The sequence below is a fragment of the Clostridium polyendosporum genome, assembly GCF_018332455.1.
Classification (GTDB): Bacteria; Bacillota; Clostridia; order Clostridiales; family Clostridiaceae; genus Clostridium_AY; species Clostridium_AY polyendosporum.
Genome location: NZ_BOPZ01000046.1, coordinates 1 through 18,681, shown reverse-complemented (window position 1 = coordinate 18,681; position 18,681 = coordinate 1). Strand labels below are relative to the sequence as shown.

The window sequence follows — 18,681 nt, the reverse complement described above, 5'->3', positions numbered from 1 at the left end:
GTATTCGCTTAATAATTCTCTAACTTCCATTTCAACTAATTCTAATAATTCTTCATCATCAACCATATCTGCTTTGTTTAAGAATACTACGATATAGTCAACACCAACTCTTGATGCAAGAAGTATATGTTCTCTTGTTTGTGGCATTGGACCATCTGCTGCTGAACAAACTAGGATTGCTCCATCCATTTGAGCAGCTCCAGTGATCATGTTCTTAACATAGTCAGCATGTCCTGGACAGTCAACGTGAGCGTAGTGTCTGTTGTCTGTTTGGTACTCAACGTGTGCAGTGTTGATTGTGATTCCTCTTTCCTTTTCTTCTGGTGCCTTATCTATTTCGTCATACTTGAATGCTTCTGCATACCCTTTGTTTGCTAATACTGATGTAATAGCTGCTGTTAATGTTGTCTTACCGTGGTCTACGTGACCTATTGTTCCGATATTAACGTGTGGTTTATTTCTTTCAAATTTAGCCTTTGCCATTGTTATTTCCTCCTTATAATTAAAAATATATAAAGAAATTATATTATAATTAAGATTTCTTTCCTACAATTTGTTCTTGGATGCTCTTTGGCATTTCTTCATAATGATCGAATACCATTGAGTAAACTCCTCTACCTTGAGTTCTTGATCTTAATGTAGTTGCATAACCAAACATCTCTGATAGTGGAACAAATGCTCTTATAACTTGAGCACCATGTTTTGCTTCCATACCTTCGATTCTACCTCTTCTTGAGTTAAGGTCACCCATTACGTCTCCCATGTATTCTTCTGGAACAGTAACTTCAACCTTCATTGCTGGCTCAAGTAATACTGGATCTGCTTTTGCCATCGCATTCTTGAATGCCATTGAACCAGCGATCTTGAACGCCATTTCTGATGAGTCTACATCATGGTATGATCCATCGAAAAGTCTAACCTTGAAGTTTAGAACTGGATATCCAGCTATAACCCCACTGTCTGAAGCTTCTCTTATACCATTATCTACAGCAGGAATATATTCTCTTGGAATAGATCCTCCAACTATAGCATTTTCAAATGTATATTCACCTTCATGTGGTATCATTTCAATCCAGCAGTGACCAAATTGTCCTCTACCACCTGATTGTCTTACAAACTTACCTTCAGCCTTAACAGCTTTTCTAATAGTTTCTTTGTAAGCAACTTGAGGAGCACCTACGTTACACTCAACCTTAAATTCTCTTTGAAGTCTATCAACGATAATTTCAAGGTGAAGTTCTCCCATACCCGCTATAATTGTTTGACCAGTTTCTTGATCAGTCCAAGTTCTGAAAGTTGGATCTTCTTCAGCAAGTTTTGCTAAAGCGATACCCATCTTTTCTTGGCCAGCCTTTGTCTTTGGCTCTATAGCTACATTTATAACTGGTTCTGGGAAATCCATGCTTTCTAAGATTACCGGATCTGCATCAGTACATATAGTATCTCCAGTTGTTGTATCCTTTAATCCAACTACAGCGCCAAGGTCACCAGCTCTAAGTTCTGAAACTTCTTGTCTGCTGTTAGCATGCATCTTAACAAGTCTACCTATTCTTTCCTTTTTACCCTTTGTTGAGTTAAGAACGTATGTACCACTTTCCATAACTCCTGAGTATACTCTTGTGAAAGCAAGTCTTCCAACGAATGGATCAGTAGCAATCTTAAATGCTAATGCTGCCATCGGAGCATCATCACTTGCTGGTCTTTCTAACTCTTCTCCTGTTTCTGGATGAGTTCCTTTAATTGCTGGAATGTCAAGTGGTGATGGTAAGTATTCAACTACTGAATCTATCATTTCTTGAACACCCTTATTCTTGTATGATGAACCACATATTACAGGAATCATTAGATTATTAATTGTAGCTTTTCTGATTGCAACTTTAAGTTCTTCTTCAGTGATTTCTTCACCTTCAAGATACTTCATCATAAGTTCTTCATCAGTTTCAGCTATTGCTTCAACCATAGCTGATCTATATTCTTCCGCTTGGTCCTTTAATTCAGCTGGGATTTCTCTTTCAACTATTTCAGTTCCTAGGTCATTCTTGTGTAGTATAGCAATGTTTCTTACTAAGTCTACCATACCTTGGAATTGATCCTCTTGACCTATTGGAATTTGTATAGCAACTGCGTTAGCTTTTAATCTTTCTCTCATTGAGTTTACGCAAGCATAGAAATCTGCTCCAGTAGCATCCATCTTGTTAACGTACACTATTCTTGGAACACCATATTTATCCGCTTGTCTCCAAACTGTTTCAGTTTGTGGCTCAACACCGCTTTTAGCGTCTAAAACAGTTACAGCACCATCTAAACATCTTAATGATCTTTCAACTTCAACTGTAAAGTCTACGTGTCCTGGTGTATCTATTATATTTATCGCATGACCTTTCCATTGACAGAAAGTTGCAGCAGAAGTAATTGTTATACCTCTTTCTTGCTCTTGTACCATCCAGTCCATTGTAGCTTGACCTTCATGTACTTCACCTATCTTGTGAGTCTTACCAGTGTAGAATAATATACGCTCAGTTGTTGTAGTTTTACCTGCATCAATGTGAGCCATTATTCCAATATTACGAAACATTTCTAACGGAAACTCTCTCTTTGCCACTTTTTTTCCTCCTCTCGGATAGTATTTTTTAATTTGACAAAACTGTTTTGGCATAAGCCAAAACAGTTTTGGTATTAGTATCTGTAATGAGCGAATGCTTTATTAGCTTCAGCCATTCTATGAGTATCTTCTCTCTTCTTAACAGCGGCTCCAGTATTGTTAGCTGCATCCATAAGTTCTGCTGCTAATCTTTCTCTAGCGTACTTTTCACCTCTGTTATTAACAGCTGCAAGTATCCATCTGATACCTAGAGTCTGTCTTCTTTCTGGTCTAACTTCGATTGGAACTTGATAGTTAGCTCCACCTATTCTTCTAGCCTTTACTTCTAGTAATGGCATAACATTGTTCATAGCTGCTTCAAAAACTTCAAGTGCTTCCTTGCCAGTCTTTTGTGCTATGATTTCAAAAGCATCGTAGCATACTTTTTGTGCTACTCCCTTTTTACCATCTTCCATTATGTTGTTTATAAACTTAGTTACAACCTTTGAATTGTAAACTGGATCTGGTAATACATCTCTTTTTGCAATATGTCCTTTTCTTGGCACTTTTCTTCCCTCCTTAACATGATAATTTAAGTCATCGGTACTCGGCATTAATCTTGCCGCAAAGCGCTTTGACTTCTGCAATATCTATAAACTTATATGTATAAATCTATGTAACCGCTGAAGACATAGCACTAATTAAGTAGCTGCAAAAACTATTTTTGCTTTGGTTTCTTAGCACCGTACTTTGATCTTGACTGCATTCTGTTTGCTACTCCAGCTGAGTCTAAAGCTCCTCTTACAATGTGGTATCTAACACCTGGAAGGTCTTTTACTCTTCCTCCTCTTATAAGAACAACACTATGCTCTTGTAAGTTGTGGCCTACCCCTGGGATGTAAGCTGACACTTCGTATCCATTTGTAAGTCTAACTCTGGCAATCTTTCTTAACGCTGAGTTAGGCTTCTTTGGAGTAGTAGTTTTAACTACTGTACAAACCCCTCTTTTTTGCGGACACTCTTTAAGTGCTGGTGCAGTTGATTTTGTTACTATTGTCTTTCTGCCTTTTCTTACTAATTGGCTAATTGTTGGCATTACTTTCACCTCCTAAAAATTTTTGAAGCAATCTATAACATAAATAAGATGTTAGCAAAATTATTAAATCACAAGTGTAGCAGCTGAACCAACCTCTATTCCACACATACGACCTAATTCCTTCATTGTATTTACATACTTTACTTCAACATCATGTTCTCTAGCCAACTCCACTAATGGATTAACTAACTTTTCATCAGCATCTTTAGCTATATATAATATAATGCCTTTACCATTCTTAATGGTCTTTTTACACTGCTTTATACCTATAACTTTTTTTCCCAAAAGTCTGTCTACCATGAAATACCTCCCTAATAAACAGTAACACCGAGGCAAAGGACTGCTTTGCCTCCATGCTATCATGTTAGACAAGTTAATCACTTAGTACTATGCTAAATCACACAAAATGTATTTTATCATCTTACATATTTACTGTCAATAAAATTAATTTTCTATTCCACAAGAGCATTGGCACTCTCTTTTTGTGCTAAATTGCTCTCTGTATTTAATTTTACTGATCTGTATCTTAACATTCCAGTACCTGCTGGAATTAACTTACCAATAATTACATTTTCTTTTAATCCAAGAAGTGGATCAACTTTACCTTTAATTGCCGCATCTGTTAAAACTCTTGTTGTTTCTTGGAATGATGCAGCTGATAAGAAACTATCTGTTGCTAAAGCTGCTTTTGTTATACCAAGAAGAACTTGTTCTCCCTTAGCAATTTCTCCACCAAAAGCTTCAACTCTGGCATTCTCTTCCTGGAAGTCAAATATATCTATCATAGTTCCTGGTAATAAATCAGTATCCCCAGATTCAGTTATCTTAACCTTTCTAGTCATTTGTCTTACAACAACTTCTAAGTGCTTATCATTAATATCAACACCCTGAAGTCTATAAACCTTTTGAACTTCAGATAATAAGTATTCTCTTGCGCCATCCACGCCCTTAATACCCATAATATCATGTGGGTTTACTGAACCTTCAGTAATTTCATCTCCTGCTTCAACAAAATCACCTTCACTAACCCTAAGTCTTGAACCGAAAGGTATATCATAACTGTATTCTTCACCAGTTCCAGCTGTTACTACAACAGTTCTCTTCTTTTTAGTTTCTTCTATTCTAACAGTACCAGAAACTTCACTGACAATAGCTAATCCTTTTGGTTTTCTAGCTTCAAATAGCTCCTCAACTCTTGGAAGACCTTGAGTGATATCTGCACCGGCAACTCCACCTGTATGGAATGTTCTCATTGTAAGCTGTGTTCCTGGCTCACCTATACTTTGAGCTGCTACAATACCAACAGCCTCACCAATATTGATTTTTTGAGCTGTTGCCATGTTCATACCATAACACTTAGCACATACACCTATTTTGGATTTACATGTGAATACTGATCTAATTTTAACTTTCTTCACGCCAGCTGCTATAACCTTATCTGCCATATCATCTTCTATATATGTTTGGGCAGGTATGATAACTTCGCCTGTTTCTGGATTATTAATATCTTCTGCACAGTATCTTCCAATAATTCTTTCCTTCAATGGTTCAATAGTTTCACTACCATCTTTTATTTCTAATACATTAATACCCTCAACTGTTCCACAATCCTCTTGCCTTACGATAACATCCTGGCTAACGTCAACAAGTCTTCTTGTTAGGTACCCTGAGTCTGCTGTCTTTAGTGCTGTATCGGCATTACCCTTTCTAGCACCATGTGTAGAAATAAAGTACTCAAGAACGTCTAGACCTTCTCTAAAGGACGCTCTGATTGGTAACTCTATAATCTTACCTGATGGATTTGCCATAAGACCTCTCATACCAGCAAGCTGCTTAATCTGAGACTTAGAACCTCTCGCTCCTGAGTCAGCCATCATGAATATTGGGTTAAATCTATCAAGACTCTCCATTAAGGCATCTGCTACTTCTTCTGTAGTCTTAGTCCACTTATCGATAACTCTTTCATATCTTTCATCTTCTGATATGAATCCTCTTCTATACATCTTTTCAATTTTATCAATTGTTTCATCAGTTTCTTTTAGAAGTTCGTATTTCTTTTGTGGAACTATCATATCTGAAGCGGCAACTGTAATGGCACCAATTGTTGAATAATGATAGCCTAATGCCTTAATTCTATCAAGCATTATAGAAGTCTTTGTTGGTCCATGCTTCATATAGCATTTGTCTATAATTTGTCCTAGAGTTTTCTTAGTAATTAAAAAGTCTACTTCTAGGTTCAATTTTTCTTCTTCGTTACTTCTGTTAATGAAGCCTAAATCCTGAGGAATTGATTCATTGAATATTACTTTACCAATAGTAGTAGTAACAAGTTTTGATTTACGCTCTCCATTAACTTCTTTTGTGATTCTAACAGTTATTTTTGCATGTATATCAATTGCTTTTACCTGATAAGCCATTAACGCTTCTTCAATTGATGAAAAAACTTTTCCCTCACCTTTGGCTCCATCTCTTTCCATTGTTAGATAGTATGAACCAAGTACCATATCCTGTGTAGGAACACACACTGGCTTACCATCTGATGGTTTTAATATATTTCCAGCCGCTAGCATTAAGAATCTAGCTTCTGCTTGTGCTTCAACAGAAAGCGGAACGTGAACTGCCATTTGGTCTCCATCAAAATCAGCATTGTAAGCTGTACATACAAGTGGATGAAGTTTAATAGCTCTACCTTCTACAAGCACAGGTTGGAATGCTTGAATACCAAGTCTATGTAGAGTAGGAGCACGGTTTAGAAGTACTGGATGGTCTGCAATTACCTGTTCTAAAACATCCCATACCTGTGGCATTACTCTTTCAACCATTCTCTTAGCACTCTTTATATTGTGAGCTACACCATCTTCAACAAGCTTCTTCATTACAAATGGCTTGAATAATTCAAGTGCCATTTCTTTTGGAAGACCACATTGATACATTTTAAGTTCTGGTCCTACAACAATAACTGATCTTCCTGAGTAGTCAACTCTTTTACCAAGTAAGTTTTGTCTAAATCTACCTTGCTTACCTTTTAACATATCTGATAATGACTTAAGAGGTCTATTTCCTGGACCTGTTACTGGTCTTCCTCTTCTACCATTATCTATTAGAGCATCTACTGCTTCCTGAAGCATTCTCTTTTCATTTCTAACAATAATGTCTGGTGCTCCAAGATCCAATAATTTCTTAAGTCTGTTGTTTCTATTTATAACTCTTCTATATAAATCATTTAAATCTGAAGTTGCAAATCTTCCACCATCTAACTGAACCATAGGTCTTAAATCTGGTGGTATAACTGGAATAACATCTATAATCATCCACTCTGGTTTATTTCCAGATTTTCTGAAGGATTCAACAACCTCTAATCTTCTTATAATTCTAACCTTCTTTTGACCTGTACTTTGCTTTAAATCTTCCTTAAGCTCTATTGAACCTCTTTCAAGATCTATTTCTGCTAGAAGATCTTTTATTGCTTCTGCACCCATTGCTGCTACAAAGCTTTCTTCACCGTACTTATCTGCAGCTTCTCTATATTCTTTTTCATTTAGCAATTGCTTCTTTAATAATGGTGTCTCCTTTGGATCAATAACAACATATGAAGCAAAATATAGTACCTTTTCTAAAGCTCTTGGTGACATATCAAGAATTAAACCCATTCTTGATGGAATTCCCTTGAAGTACCAAATATGAGATACAGGGGCAGCAAGTTCAATATGCCCCATTCTCTCTCTTCTAACCTTAGCTTTAGTTACTTCAACTCCACATCTATCACAAACTATGCCCTTATATCTAACTCTTTTATACTTACCACAGTGACATTCCCAATCCTTCATTGGTCCAAAAATTCTTTCACAGAAAAGACCATCTCTTTCTGGCTTTAATGTTCTGTAGTTAATTGTTTCAGGTTTTTTAATTTCACCTCTAGACCATTCTCTTATCTGTCCCGGAGATGCTAATCCTATCTGTAACGCATCAAAATTGTTCAATTCAAACAAGGGTATATCCTCCCTTCACTTTTAGTGTTCATCATTAAAATCATCAAGTTCTAATTCAGTATTAAATTCATCAAAATCTAAGCTGTCATAATCTATCTCTTCTTCTACTTCTTCACTTGCAACATAGCTGTCATCTACATCAGCTACTGGTGGAACATAATCTTCTGTTCCTTCAATATTAACTTCTAATTCGTCCATATCCTCATCTACAAGATCCTTAAGTCTAACTTCTTCATTTTCATCATTAAGTACCTTAACATCTAAGCATAAAGCCTGCAATTCCTTTATTAGAACCTTGAATGATTCTGGAACACCTGGCTCAGGTATATTTTCACCCTTAACTATTGCCTCATAAGTTTTAACTCTACCAACAACATCATCTGACTTAACAGTTAAGATTTCTTGAAGTGTATGCGCAGCACCATATGCTTCTAGTGCCCAAACTTCCATCTCACCGAATCTTTGACCACCAAATTGAGCCTTACCTCCAAGTGGTTGTTGAGTAACTAGTGAGTATGGACCTGTTGATCTTGCGTGAATCTTATCATCAACTAAGTGAGCAAGCTTTAAGATATACATTATACCAACAGTTACTTCATTATCAAACTCGTCACCAGTTCTACCATCTCTAAGCTTTGTTTTACCATTAGCATTATATCCTGCCTCAACAAGACAATCTTCTATATCCTTTTCTGTAGCACCATCAAATACTGGTGTTGCAACATGCCATCCTAATTTTGAAGCTGCCCAACCTAAGTGCACTTCTAAAACCTGACCGATGTTCATACGTGATGGAACCCCTAAAGGATTTAAACATATTTGAAGCGGTCTTCCGTCTGGTAAGAATGGCATATCTTCTTCTGGTAATACTCTTGAGATAACCCCTTTATTACCATGTCTTCCTGCCATCTTATCTCCAACAGATATCTTTCTCTTTTGAGCTATATAACATCTTACTAATTCATTTACTCCTGGTGGAAGTTCATCACCATTTTCTCTAGTAAATACCTTAACATCAACAATGATACCCGCTTCCCCGTGTGGCACTCTTAATGAAGTATCTCTAACTTCTCTAGCTTTTTCACCAAAAATAGCTCTAAGAAGTCTTTCTTCTGCGGTTAACTCAGTTTCACCCTTTGGAGTAACCTTACCTACTAGGATATCTCCTGATCTAACCTCAGCACCTATTCTTATGATACCTCTTTCATCTATATCTTTTAGAGCATCCTCACTTACATTTGGTATGTCTCTAGTAATCTCTTCTGGTCCTAACTTAGTATCTCTAGCTTCACACTCATATTCTTCAATGTGTATTGAAGTAAATACGTCTTCTCTTACTAACTCTTCAGAGATAAGCATAGCATCTTCATAGTTATAACCTTCCCAAGTAATGAATCCTATTCTTATGTTCTTACCTAATGCTATTTCTCCTAAGTCTGTGGATGGTCCATCAGAAAGCACTTGATTTTTTGCTACCTTTTCACCTTTTGAAACGATAGGTCTTTGATTTATACAAGTACCTTGGTTACTTCTCTTGAACTTAAGTAGTCTATAAGTATCTACACCTCCGTCAGAATCTCTCTTAACTCTAACTTCGTTAGCACCAACATAAACAACCTCTCCAGCATTCTTAGCCTTTGGAAGAACTCCTGAATCTACTGCTGCCTTAAATTCAATACCTGTACCTACTATTGGAGCTTGTGGCTTTAATAGTGGAACTGCTTGACGCTGCATGTTTGAACCCATCAGTGCTCTTGATGCATCATCATTCTCAAGGAATGGTATCATAGCAGTTGCAACAGATACTATCTGTCTTGGAGATATGTCAACTAAATCAACTTCCTCTCTAGCAACAACTAATACTTCTTCCTTAGCTCTAACAGTTACTCTCTTGTCTATAAATCTACCTTCGTCATCAAGAGGCTCTTCTGCTTGAGCAACTAGATATTGATCCTCTTCATCAGCGGTCACATATTTTATGCTACTAGTTACTATTCCTGCTTCTTTATCAACAACTCTATATGGCGTTTCAATAAATCCATATTCATTTACTCTTGCATAAGTTGCAAGTGAGTTGATAAGACCAATGTTTGGTCCTTCTGGCGTTTCTATAGGACACATTCTTCCATAGTGTGAATGGTGAACGTCTCTTACCTCAAAACCAGCTCTTTCTCTTGAAAGACCTCCTGGTCCAAGTGCTGAAAGTCTTCTCTTATGAGTTAATTCTGATAGCGGATTTGTTTGATCCATGAACTGTGAAAGCTGTGAGCTACCGAAGAACTCCTTAATAGCAGCTGCTACAGGTCTTATATTAATAAGTCCACCTGGAGTCAATCCTTCTTGGTCTTGAATAGTCATTCTTTCCTTGACTACTCTTTCCATTCTTGACAAACCAATTCTGAATTGATTTTGTAAAAGTTCACCAACAGATCTAAGTCTTCTATTTCCTAAGTGATCTATATCGTCAACATAACCAATTCCATGAGCTAATCCTAACTCATAGCTTATAGTTGCAAATATATCATCCCTGATAATATGCTTAGGTATTAATCTGCTAATATTCTTCTTTATGGCGTCCTTTATAGATTTTTCATCAGAATAATTATCAAGTATTTCCATTAACGTTGGGTAATGTACTAATTCCCTTATATTTAAGTCGTCTATATTAAAATTAATATGCTTATGTATATTTACAAACTTATTACCTATAACTCTTACGACTTTATCATCAACTATTATATCTACTGAATTAATTCCTGAATCTTGAATTTCTTCAGCCTTAGGTCTCGAAATTTTCTCTCCTTTGGCAACTAATATTTCTCCAGTTTCAGGATTTATTATGTCAGTTGCTGCTATTTGATTAGCTATTCTTAGATTAAGAGCAAGCTTTTTATTAAACTTGTATCTACCTACTCTTGATAGATCATATCTCTTAGCATCGAAGAATAATGAATCTATAAGTGCAACTGCACTATCTACAGTTGGTGGTTCACCTGGTCTTAATCTCTTATAGATTTCTAACAAAGCTTCTTCCTTTGTCTTAGTATTATCCTTCTCTATACTGGCTTTGAATCTTTCATCTTCTCCAAAAAAATCAACAAGCTCTTGGTCACTTCCAAAGCCCATTGCTCTAGCTAATATTGTGATAGGAAGCTTTCTTGTCTTATCTATTCTAACGTATATTATATCGTTAGAATCAGTTTCATATTCTAACCAAGCACCTCTGTTTGGTATTACTGTAGAAGCATATAGCTTCTTTCCGCTTTTATCAACTGTATAGCTGTAATATACCCCTGGTGATCTAACAAGCTGTGAAACTATAACTCTTTCTGCCCCATTAATAACAAAAGTACCTTGTTCTGTCATTAATGGGAAATCTCCCATAAACACTTCTTGTTCTTTAATTTCACCAGTTTCTTTGTTTTGAAGTCTTACTGCAACCTTTAAAGGAGCAGCATAAGTTGCGTCTCTTTCTTTACACTCTTCAACAGAATACTTGATATTATACATATCAAGCTTATAGCCAACAAATTCAAGCACAAGATTCCCAGTAAAGTTTCCTATTGGATTAATGTCATCAAACACTTCTTGAAGACCCTCGTCTAGGAACCATTGGTAGGAATCTAATTGTACTTCAATTAGATTCGGCATGTCTGCAACTTCTTTTACCTTTCCAAAGCTCATTCTAGTTCTTTTTCCATCTTGGACAGGATGTACCATCAACTTTCACCCCTTGTATAAACTAAAATAACCAATAAACACGAATTGTGTTATTGGACTAAATACACTGCATTTAATTATTTTGCCAAATTTTAATGTTTTAATTCATAACTTTTACATAGAATTTTATTATAAAAGTTATATTTCAATGCAATTAAATATGTTACCATAACAACTCAACACTGTCAATAACTATTATAAAAATACATTATAATGTAAATATAGAAATAATGCAAATATTTTTTATTCGTAGTAAAAGTTTTGTTTATAAATATTTCTAAATGAAAGACCTAGAGCTAAAACTCTAGGTCTTGAAGAATTACTTTTTATATATTGAAACTACCTTGCTTTCACCAGTCTTAACATTTTTTCCCACTTTAACATCAACGATTTCTTTTTCTGAAAGATTTGCAAATACTACTGGTGTAATTGTAGATTTAGCATTCTTCTTAATATAATCTATATCCGCCTTAACAAGAGCCTCTCCTCTTTTAACCTTCTGACCCTGACTTACTAAAACATCAAAACCTTCACCTTTTAGATTAACAGTATCAATACCTATGTGTATTAATAGTTCTCTGCCATTTGAAGCTTTCATAGTTAGAGCATGTTTTGTTGGGAATATAGATTCAACAATTCCATCTACAGGTGACACGACTAATCCATCTGTAGGTACTATTGCAAAACCGTCCCCCATCATCTTTGAAGCAAATACTTCATCAGGAACCTCAGTTAATTCTACAATTTTACCTGTCATTGGAACTACTATTTGGTCATTTTGAATTTCACCAGTAGGTACTTCTTTCGTCTCATTAGTTATTTTTTTTGTAACTATTTTACCAGACATTATTTCATTGATTTGTGATTTAATTATATCAGACTTTCCTCCAAAAATTGCTTGGATGTTTTCTCCTACCTGCATAACACCTGCAGCACCAAGATTCTTTAATTGTTGTGAATCTACATGTTTAACATCATTAACAGTTACTCTTAATCTTGTTATACAAGCATCTAAATGCTTTATATTTTCTTTTCCACCAAGAGCTTCTAGGATTTGTGCTGCTAATTCATCACCTTGAACATTTACATTAGCTGATTCTTCATCTTCTCTACCTGGAGTCTTTAGATCAAGTTTTCTTATCACAAATCTAAATCCAAAATAGTAAACTATTGAAAATACTAAACCTATCGGTATTACTAACCACCATGCAGTTCTATTTGGAATCACTCCAAATAGTATATAGTCTATTAAACCACCAGAGAATGTCATACCTATCTTAATATTTAATATTTGCATTGTCATGAATGATAAACCTGCAAATAAACAGTGAATACCAAATAACACTGGAGCAACAAATAAGAATGAGAATTCAATTGGTTCAGTAATACCTGTTAAGAATGAAGTTAATGCTGCTGAAGCCATTATACCACCAACAAGAACTTTCTTTTCTGGCTTAGCTTCGTGATATATTGCAAGTGCTGCAGCTGGAAGTCCAAACATCATGAATGGGAACTTACCAGTCATAAATGTACCTGCTGTAAATGGTACTCCATCCTTGTACTGTGCCATGAATATTTGTTGGTCACCCATTACAAGTTGACCAGCTTTAGTTGTATATTCTCCAAATTGATACCAGAATGGATTATAGAATATATGATGTAATCCAAATGGTATTAATGATCTTTCGATGATACCAAATATAAGCGCTGCTAAAGTCCTGTTTGTATCTATCATTCCTCTTGAGAATGCGAATAATCCACTTTGTATTACTGGCCATATAAATGTCATTAATATACCAATTACAACTGCTGATGCAGCAGTAACGATTGGAACGAATCTCTTACCAGCAAAGAAACCTAAGTATGATGGCAATTCAATCTTGTAATATTTCTTATATAGCGTTGCAGCTACAACACCTATTATAATACCACCAAAAACACCTGTTTGAAGTGTTGGAACTCCAAGTACACTTGCATACATAGGATTTCCTTTTAACATATCTGCAGTTATTCCTTCAAATGTTCCCATAGTTACATTCATTATTAAGAATCCAACTATAGCTGCAAGTCCTGCAACTCCTTCACCTTCTGCAAGTCCTACTGCAACCCCTACTGCAAATAGAAGTGCTAAGTTACCAAAAATTATATCACCTGACTTCTCCATTACAGAAGCAATTAATTGAAACCATTCTGTATTTAACATTGGAACTGATTTTAAAAATGCCGGATTTCTGAACATGTTACCAAATGCAAGTAAAATCCCTGCTGCTGGTAGTAGTGCAACTGGAAGCATTAAAGCTTTACCAACTCTTTGTAAAACACCAAAAACTTTTTTCATTTTATAGTCTCCCTTTCTTTTTTATTATTTTGCTCAAAATACTTATAAAATATAAAGACCTAAATTTATTGCTCAAAAAAATAAAGTAACACTCTATTTAAGCAATAAATTTAGGTCTTGCCTGCATTACCAGTAACAAACCTGTTATTTTTTTTTATCTCTAATTACTGTTATAACCCTTTGAATATGCATACTTAGATATACTAATTCATCATCTGATACATTATATTTATATTTACTATGAATATAGTTTCTAATTTTCTCTGCACACTCATAAGAACCTTTATATCTACTCTTTACTATATCTATGAAAATATCTTTATCACTAAGATGTTGACTGTTTGAAATTACCCTCTTTGCAAAAAACTTCAAATGAGTTAGCAACCTATCATAATTTAAATCATCATCAAGAAATTCTACTGAAAAATGATATCTTATAATATTTAAAACATCTCTTACAACATTAGTTAGAAGATATGATTCTTTAATGCTTTCGGTATAGCTTGCGTTAACTATATGTAAAGCAATAAATCCTGCTTCATCTATAGGCAACTCTACACTTAATTGTTCATTTATAAAATTCACTGCCCATCGAGCTATATCAAATTCTTCCTTATGAACTCTCTTTATTTCTACAAGTAAGTTATTTTTCAAAATTATATTACTGCTTAATCTTTTAAGAGCAAAGGCAATGTGATCAGCAAGAGCTATATATATATGCTTATCTAAAATTCTGTTTAAATTATTTTCTGCATATTTTATTATGTCATCTGTTATTTCAATAATCTCCATTGGAATTTCTTCTATAAGCTTAATAAACTGATTACTCTCATCCTGATTACCTGTAACAAAGATCTTTTCAATTTTGTCTTCATCAATTTCTTGTCCAATTTTCTTTTTAAATGCCAGCCCACTTCCCATAAGGATTTTCTCTTTTCTGGTACTAGGATCAACTGTAATAACAACATTGTTGTTTAAGATTTTCTCTATGATCATAGATTCCCTCACCCTCTGCAGTTTTCCAATTTACAGCTATAACAAAGCACCTAAACCAAAATAACCTTTTTTAAAAAGTTATATCAATCCAGGTATTGCCTGCATATCAGTAACAATCCTCTTAGTTATCTTCCTTACATTATTATGTTAACATTTACAGATATACTTGTCAACTCTTATTTACTTCATGTTACAAATTTCGTTCTATACTTTCTAAAAATGCAATCTTTATCTATATACATAATAAAAAGACATCGCATATGCGATGTCTTTTTATATAAAGTTCTATTAAATTACTTTACTTCTACAGTTGCTCCAACTTCAGCAAGCTTAGCTTTCATAGCTTCAGCATCTTCTTTTGAAACTGCTTCTTTAAGAGTCTTAGGAGCTCCGTCAACTATTTCCTTAGCTTCCTTTAATCCTAATCCAGTTATTTCTCTAACAGCCTTTATAACTTTAATCTTTTCTGAACCAGCGCTAGCTAATACTACGTCAAATTCAGTCTTTTCTTCAGCAGCAGCTGGTGCAGCAGCACCTGCAGCAGCAACTGGAGCAGCAGCGCTTACTCCGAATTCTTCTTCACAAGCCTTAACTAATTCGTTTAATTCTAAAACAGTCATACTCTTTATAGCTTCAATGATTTGTTCTTTATTCATGTTTCGCACCTCCGAAAATTTTCAATTAATTTGTTTAATTTATTAGTATTTAAGATTATTCAGCAGATTCTGCTTCGTTCTTTTCTTTTATAGCATTTAATAAGTAAGCAAGATTTGATAGTGGAGCCTTGAAGCTTCCAAGAAGTTTTGCAATAAGAACTTCTTTTGATGGTATTGATGCAAGTTGTTGAACCTTGTCTTGATCAAATACCTCTCCATCAACTATACCTGCTTTTAACTCAAGCTTCTTATGAGTTTTAGCAAAGTCAGCTAGAATTCTTGCTGGAGCTGTAGCATCTTCATATCCGAATGCTATTGAAACAGGTCCTTCAAGGAATGGAACTATTCCTTCATGTCCTAACTCTTTTGCTGCTAATGTAACCATTGTATTCTTATAAACTTTATACTCTATACCAGCTTCTCTTAGTTTCTTTCTTAACTCAGTATCTTCTTCAACTGTTAAACCTTGATAACTAGCAAGTATAACCGCTTGAGCTTTTTCTAGCTTTTCCTTAATTTCAGCAACTTTAGCTTCTTTAATTTGTCTATTTTTGTTCATTACTGTGTGTCCACCTCCTCACAGTTTACAACTGCTTTATTAATAAGAAAAGTCTTCCCGTAGACGCAGGAAGACCCATTACAAGCATTGTATCGGAATCCCTCGGTAGGTTGTTGTACGTTATGCTTACCTGCACCTACTGTCTACGGAAATAATATTCTCTTTTCACAACGTAGATTAGTATATCACACTGTACCTCGTGTGTCAATACTATTCTAACACTTTTGTTGGGTTAACTTTAGCACCAGGTCCCATTGTTGATGAAACTGATACTGATTTAACGTATTGTCCTTTAGCTGCTGCTGGTTTAGCCTTTATTAAAGCTTCCATTAATGCGTGGAAGTTTTCTGATAACTTCTCAACTCCAAATGAAACCTTTCCTATTGGACAGTGAACTATAGCAGTTTTGTCAACTCTATATTCAACCTTACCAGCCTTTATTTCAGCTATTGCCTTAGCTACATCAAATGTAACTGTACCTGATTTTGGGTTTGGCATTAATCCCTTAGGTCCTAATACTCTACCTAATCTACCAACAACACCCATCATATCTGGTGTAGCAACAACTACATCATAATCGAACCAGTTTTCATTTTGGATCTTTGCTACTAATTCATCAGCTCCAACAAAATCTGCTCCTGCAGCTTCAGCTTCTTTAGCCTTTTCTCCCTTTGCGAAAACTAAAACTTTAACAGTTTTACCTGTTCCATTTGGAAGAACTACCGCACCTCTAACTTGTTGGTCAGCGTGTCTTGGGTCTACTCCTAATCTAACATGTAGTTCTACTGTTTCATCGAACTTAGCCTTTGCAGTTTTAACAGCAAGCTCTAAAGCTTCTGCTGGTGTATATAATGCGCTTCTATCTATTAATTTTGCACTCTCGATATACTTTTTTCCCATTATTTTAAGCCTCCTTTGTGGTATTAACGGTTAGTACCTCCCACTGATTTAGTGAAAACTACTCTTCAACAACTACACCCATACTTCTAGCAGTTCCTGCTACCATGCTCATAGCTGCTTCTATTGATGCTGCATTTAAGTCAGGCATCTTTAATTCTGCTATTTTTCTAACTTGTTCCATTGTGATCTTACCAACTTTATTTCTGTTTGGTACTCCTGAACCACTTTCAATTCCAAGCTCCTTCTTTATAAGAACAGCAGCTGGAGGAGTTTTTAATATAAAGCTGAATGATCTATCTTGATAAACTGTAATTACAACTGGGATTATTAATCCAGCTTTATCTGCAGTTTTAGCATTGAATTCCTTACAGAATCCCATTATGTTTACACCATGTTGACCTAGTGCAGGACCAACTGGTGGCGCTGGTGTTGCCTTTCCTGCAGGAAGTTGAAGTTTAATCATTCCTGTTACTTTCTTAGCCATGCGTTATTCCTCCTATACTGTGGTAATTTCGGACTTATGCCCTCCCACTTAATTAAGACGTTAGTCTGATTTAATCTAATTTTTCGATTTGATGGAAATCAAGTTCAGCTAAAGTTTCTCTGCCGAACATATCAACTAAGGCTTTCACCTTATGCTTTTCAAGATTTATTTCCTGTATTGTACCAAGGAAATCCTTGATTGGACCTGAAATAATTCTAATAGTCTCTCCTACCTCCAAGTCAATATCCACAGGCATTTCCATAACTCCCATAGATTCTACCTCTTCATCGGTAAGGGGAACTGGTTTTGATCCTGGTCCTACGAATCCAGTTACTCCTCTAGTATTTCTAACAACATACCAAGAGTCGTCTGTCATTAACATCTTTACTAAAACATATCCTGGAAATTTCTTCTTTAGAGAAATTTTTTGCTTTCCATCCTTTTCTTCTATAACTTCTTCCATCGGAACTTGAACATCATGAATTAAGGATTGAAGATTTCTGTTCTCTATAGCTTTTTCAAGGTTAGCCTTAACCTTGTTTTCATAGCCAGAATATGTATGTACAACGTACCATCTAGATCTTTCACTCATATCTAACGGATGAATGGCTCCATCCAAACCTCCCTTTTATTTGTTGAGTTTGAATATTAAATCAAAGAGGTTTTTGAAAATAAAGTCTAATCCGCCTACTAATACTACATATATTAGTGCGAACACTAAGACAGCTAAAAATGCTTTCTTTAATTCCTGCTTGGACGGCCAAGTTATTCTTTTAACTTCAGCCTTAACCTCTCTAAAAAATTTCATTGTGCCTGCTTCTTTTGTAGATACAGTACCTTTCACTTTCCCATTTACAGCCATATATTCACATCCTTTAAAAAAACAAATTACTTTGTTTCTCTATGAGCAGTGTGCTTTTTACAGAATCTGCAGTACTTTTGCATTTCTAATCTATCTGGGTCATTCTTCTTGTTCTTCATTGAATTGTAGTTTCTTTGCTTGCATTCTGTGCATGCTAAAGTTATTTTTACTCTCACGTTCTGCACCTCCAGTTACTGAAATAATAGACATAAAAATAGTCACTATTAATCGTTACTTAGCATATTACTAAATAAACTTAACATAAATATTAGTCTCTGTCAAGAATTCAAGGCTATGTAAAGGACTAGGTTATTAAACCCAGCCCTTACAATATATTAAAATTATTCAACTATCGTAGTAACAACTCCTGAACCTACAGTTCTTCCGCCTTCTCTGATAGCGAATCTTAATCCTTCATCCATTGCTACAGGATTGATTAATTCAACATTCATATCAATGTGGTCTCCTGGCATAACCATTTCCATTCCGTCTGGTAACTT

General features: G+C 35.2%; 17 protein-coding genes and 1 other annotated feature. All 17 genes read right to left on the bottom strand.

The features are described 5' to 3' along the window. On the bottom strand, positions 1-483 hold a 483-nt coding region (locus CPJCM30710_RS16680; protein ID WP_212905291.1), incomplete at its 3' end, for a GTP-binding protein. Between the two features lie 49 nt (positions 484-532). Further along, positions 533-2,602 (bottom strand): elongation factor G, encoded by a 2,070-nt coding sequence (gene fusA / locus CPJCM30710_RS16675; protein ID WP_281414002.1) that lies wholly within the window; start codon positions 2,600-2,602, stop codon positions 533-535. Positions 2,603-2,676: 74 nt separating this feature from the next. After that, positions 2,677-3,147, bottom strand: a complete 471-nt coding sequence (gene rpsG, locus CPJCM30710_RS16670) for a 30S ribosomal protein S7 (protein ID WP_212905289.1) — start codon at positions 3,145-3,147, stop codon at positions 2,677-2,679. A gap of 152 nt (positions 3,148-3,299) precedes the next feature. Further along, a complete protein-coding gene (rpsL, locus tag CPJCM30710_RS16665) occupies positions 3,300-3,677 on the bottom strand; it encodes a 30S ribosomal protein S12 (protein WP_212905288.1) in 378 nt (125 codons plus the stop codon). Positions 3,678-3,740: 63 nt separating this feature from the next. Further along, positions 3,741-3,977, bottom strand: coding sequence for a ribosomal L7Ae/L30e/S12e/Gadd45 family protein (locus tag CPJCM30710_RS16660; protein WP_212905287.1), 237 nt, complete (start codon positions 3,975-3,977; stop codon positions 3,741-3,743). Between the two features lie 152 nt (positions 3,978-4,129). Next, positions 4,130-7,666, bottom strand: a complete 3,537-nt coding sequence (rpoC, locus tag CPJCM30710_RS16655) for a DNA-directed RNA polymerase subunit beta' (protein WP_212905286.1) — start codon at positions 7,664-7,666, stop codon at positions 4,130-4,132. Positions 7,667-7,687: 21 nt separating this feature from the next. Continuing rightward, on the bottom strand, positions 7,688-11,386 hold the full coding sequence (rpoB, locus tag CPJCM30710_RS16650; protein ID WP_212905285.1) for a DNA-directed RNA polymerase subunit beta: 3,699 nt from the start codon (positions 11,384-11,386) through the stop codon (positions 7,688-7,690). A gap of 319 nt (positions 11,387-11,705) precedes the next feature. Next, positions 11,706-13,724: a glucose-specific PTS transporter subunit IIBC gene (gene ptsG, locus CPJCM30710_RS16645; protein ID WP_212905284.1), complete on the bottom strand. Its 2,019-nt coding sequence runs from the start codon at positions 13,722-13,724 to the stop codon at positions 11,706-11,708. Positions 13,725-13,868: 144 nt separating this feature from the next. Further along, positions 13,869-14,720, bottom strand: a complete 852-nt coding sequence (gene licT / locus CPJCM30710_RS16640) for a BglG family transcription antiterminator LicT (RefSeq protein ID WP_212905283.1) — start codon at positions 14,718-14,720, stop codon at positions 13,869-13,871. 293 nt (positions 14,721-15,013) lie between these two features. Beyond that, complete coding sequence (gene rplL / locus CPJCM30710_RS16635; protein ID WP_212905282.1) at positions 15,014-15,376, bottom strand: 50S ribosomal protein L7/L12; 363 nt, start codon at positions 15,374-15,376, stop codon at positions 15,014-15,016. Positions 15,377-15,431: 55 nt separating this feature from the next. Continuing rightward, entirely contained in the window at positions 15,432-15,935 is a 504-nt protein-coding gene (gene rplJ / locus CPJCM30710_RS16630) for a 50S ribosomal protein L10 (protein ID WP_212905281.1), read from the bottom strand. A gap of 36 nt (positions 15,936-15,971) precedes the next feature. Next, positions 15,972-16,102, bottom strand: a sequence feature (ribosomal protein L10 leader region). A 43-nt stretch (positions 16,103-16,145) separates the two neighbouring features. Further along, positions 16,146-16,835, bottom strand: a complete 690-nt coding sequence (gene rplA / locus CPJCM30710_RS16625; protein WP_212905280.1) for a 50S ribosomal protein L1 — start codon at positions 16,833-16,835, stop codon at positions 16,146-16,148. Positions 16,836-16,893: 58 nt separating this feature from the next. Next, a complete protein-coding gene (gene rplK, locus CPJCM30710_RS16620) occupies positions 16,894-17,319 on the bottom strand; it encodes a 50S ribosomal protein L11 (protein ID WP_212905279.1) in 426 nt (141 codons plus the stop codon). Positions 17,320-17,389: 70 nt separating this feature from the next. Beyond that, positions 17,390-17,911 carry a transcription termination/antitermination protein NusG gene (gene nusG, locus CPJCM30710_RS16615; RefSeq protein WP_212905292.1) on the bottom strand — a complete coding sequence of 174 codons (522 nt, stop codon included), beginning with the start codon at positions 17,909-17,911 and terminating at the stop codon, positions 17,390-17,392. A gap of 36 nt (positions 17,912-17,947) precedes the next feature. Next, positions 17,948-18,181: a preprotein translocase subunit SecE gene (gene secE / locus CPJCM30710_RS16610; RefSeq protein WP_212905278.1), complete on the bottom strand. Its 234-nt coding sequence runs from the start codon at positions 18,179-18,181 to the stop codon at positions 17,948-17,950. Between the two features lie 26 nt (positions 18,182-18,207). After that, a complete protein-coding gene (gene rpmG, locus CPJCM30710_RS16605) occupies positions 18,208-18,357 on the bottom strand; it encodes a 50S ribosomal protein L33 (protein WP_212905277.1) in 150 nt (49 codons plus the stop codon). A gap of 165 nt (positions 18,358-18,522) precedes the next feature. Next, positions 18,523-18,681 (bottom strand): EF-Tu C-terminal domain-related protein (locus CPJCM30710_RS16600; RefSeq protein ID WP_456064422.1); only part of this gene is annotated, 159 nt, incomplete at its 5' end.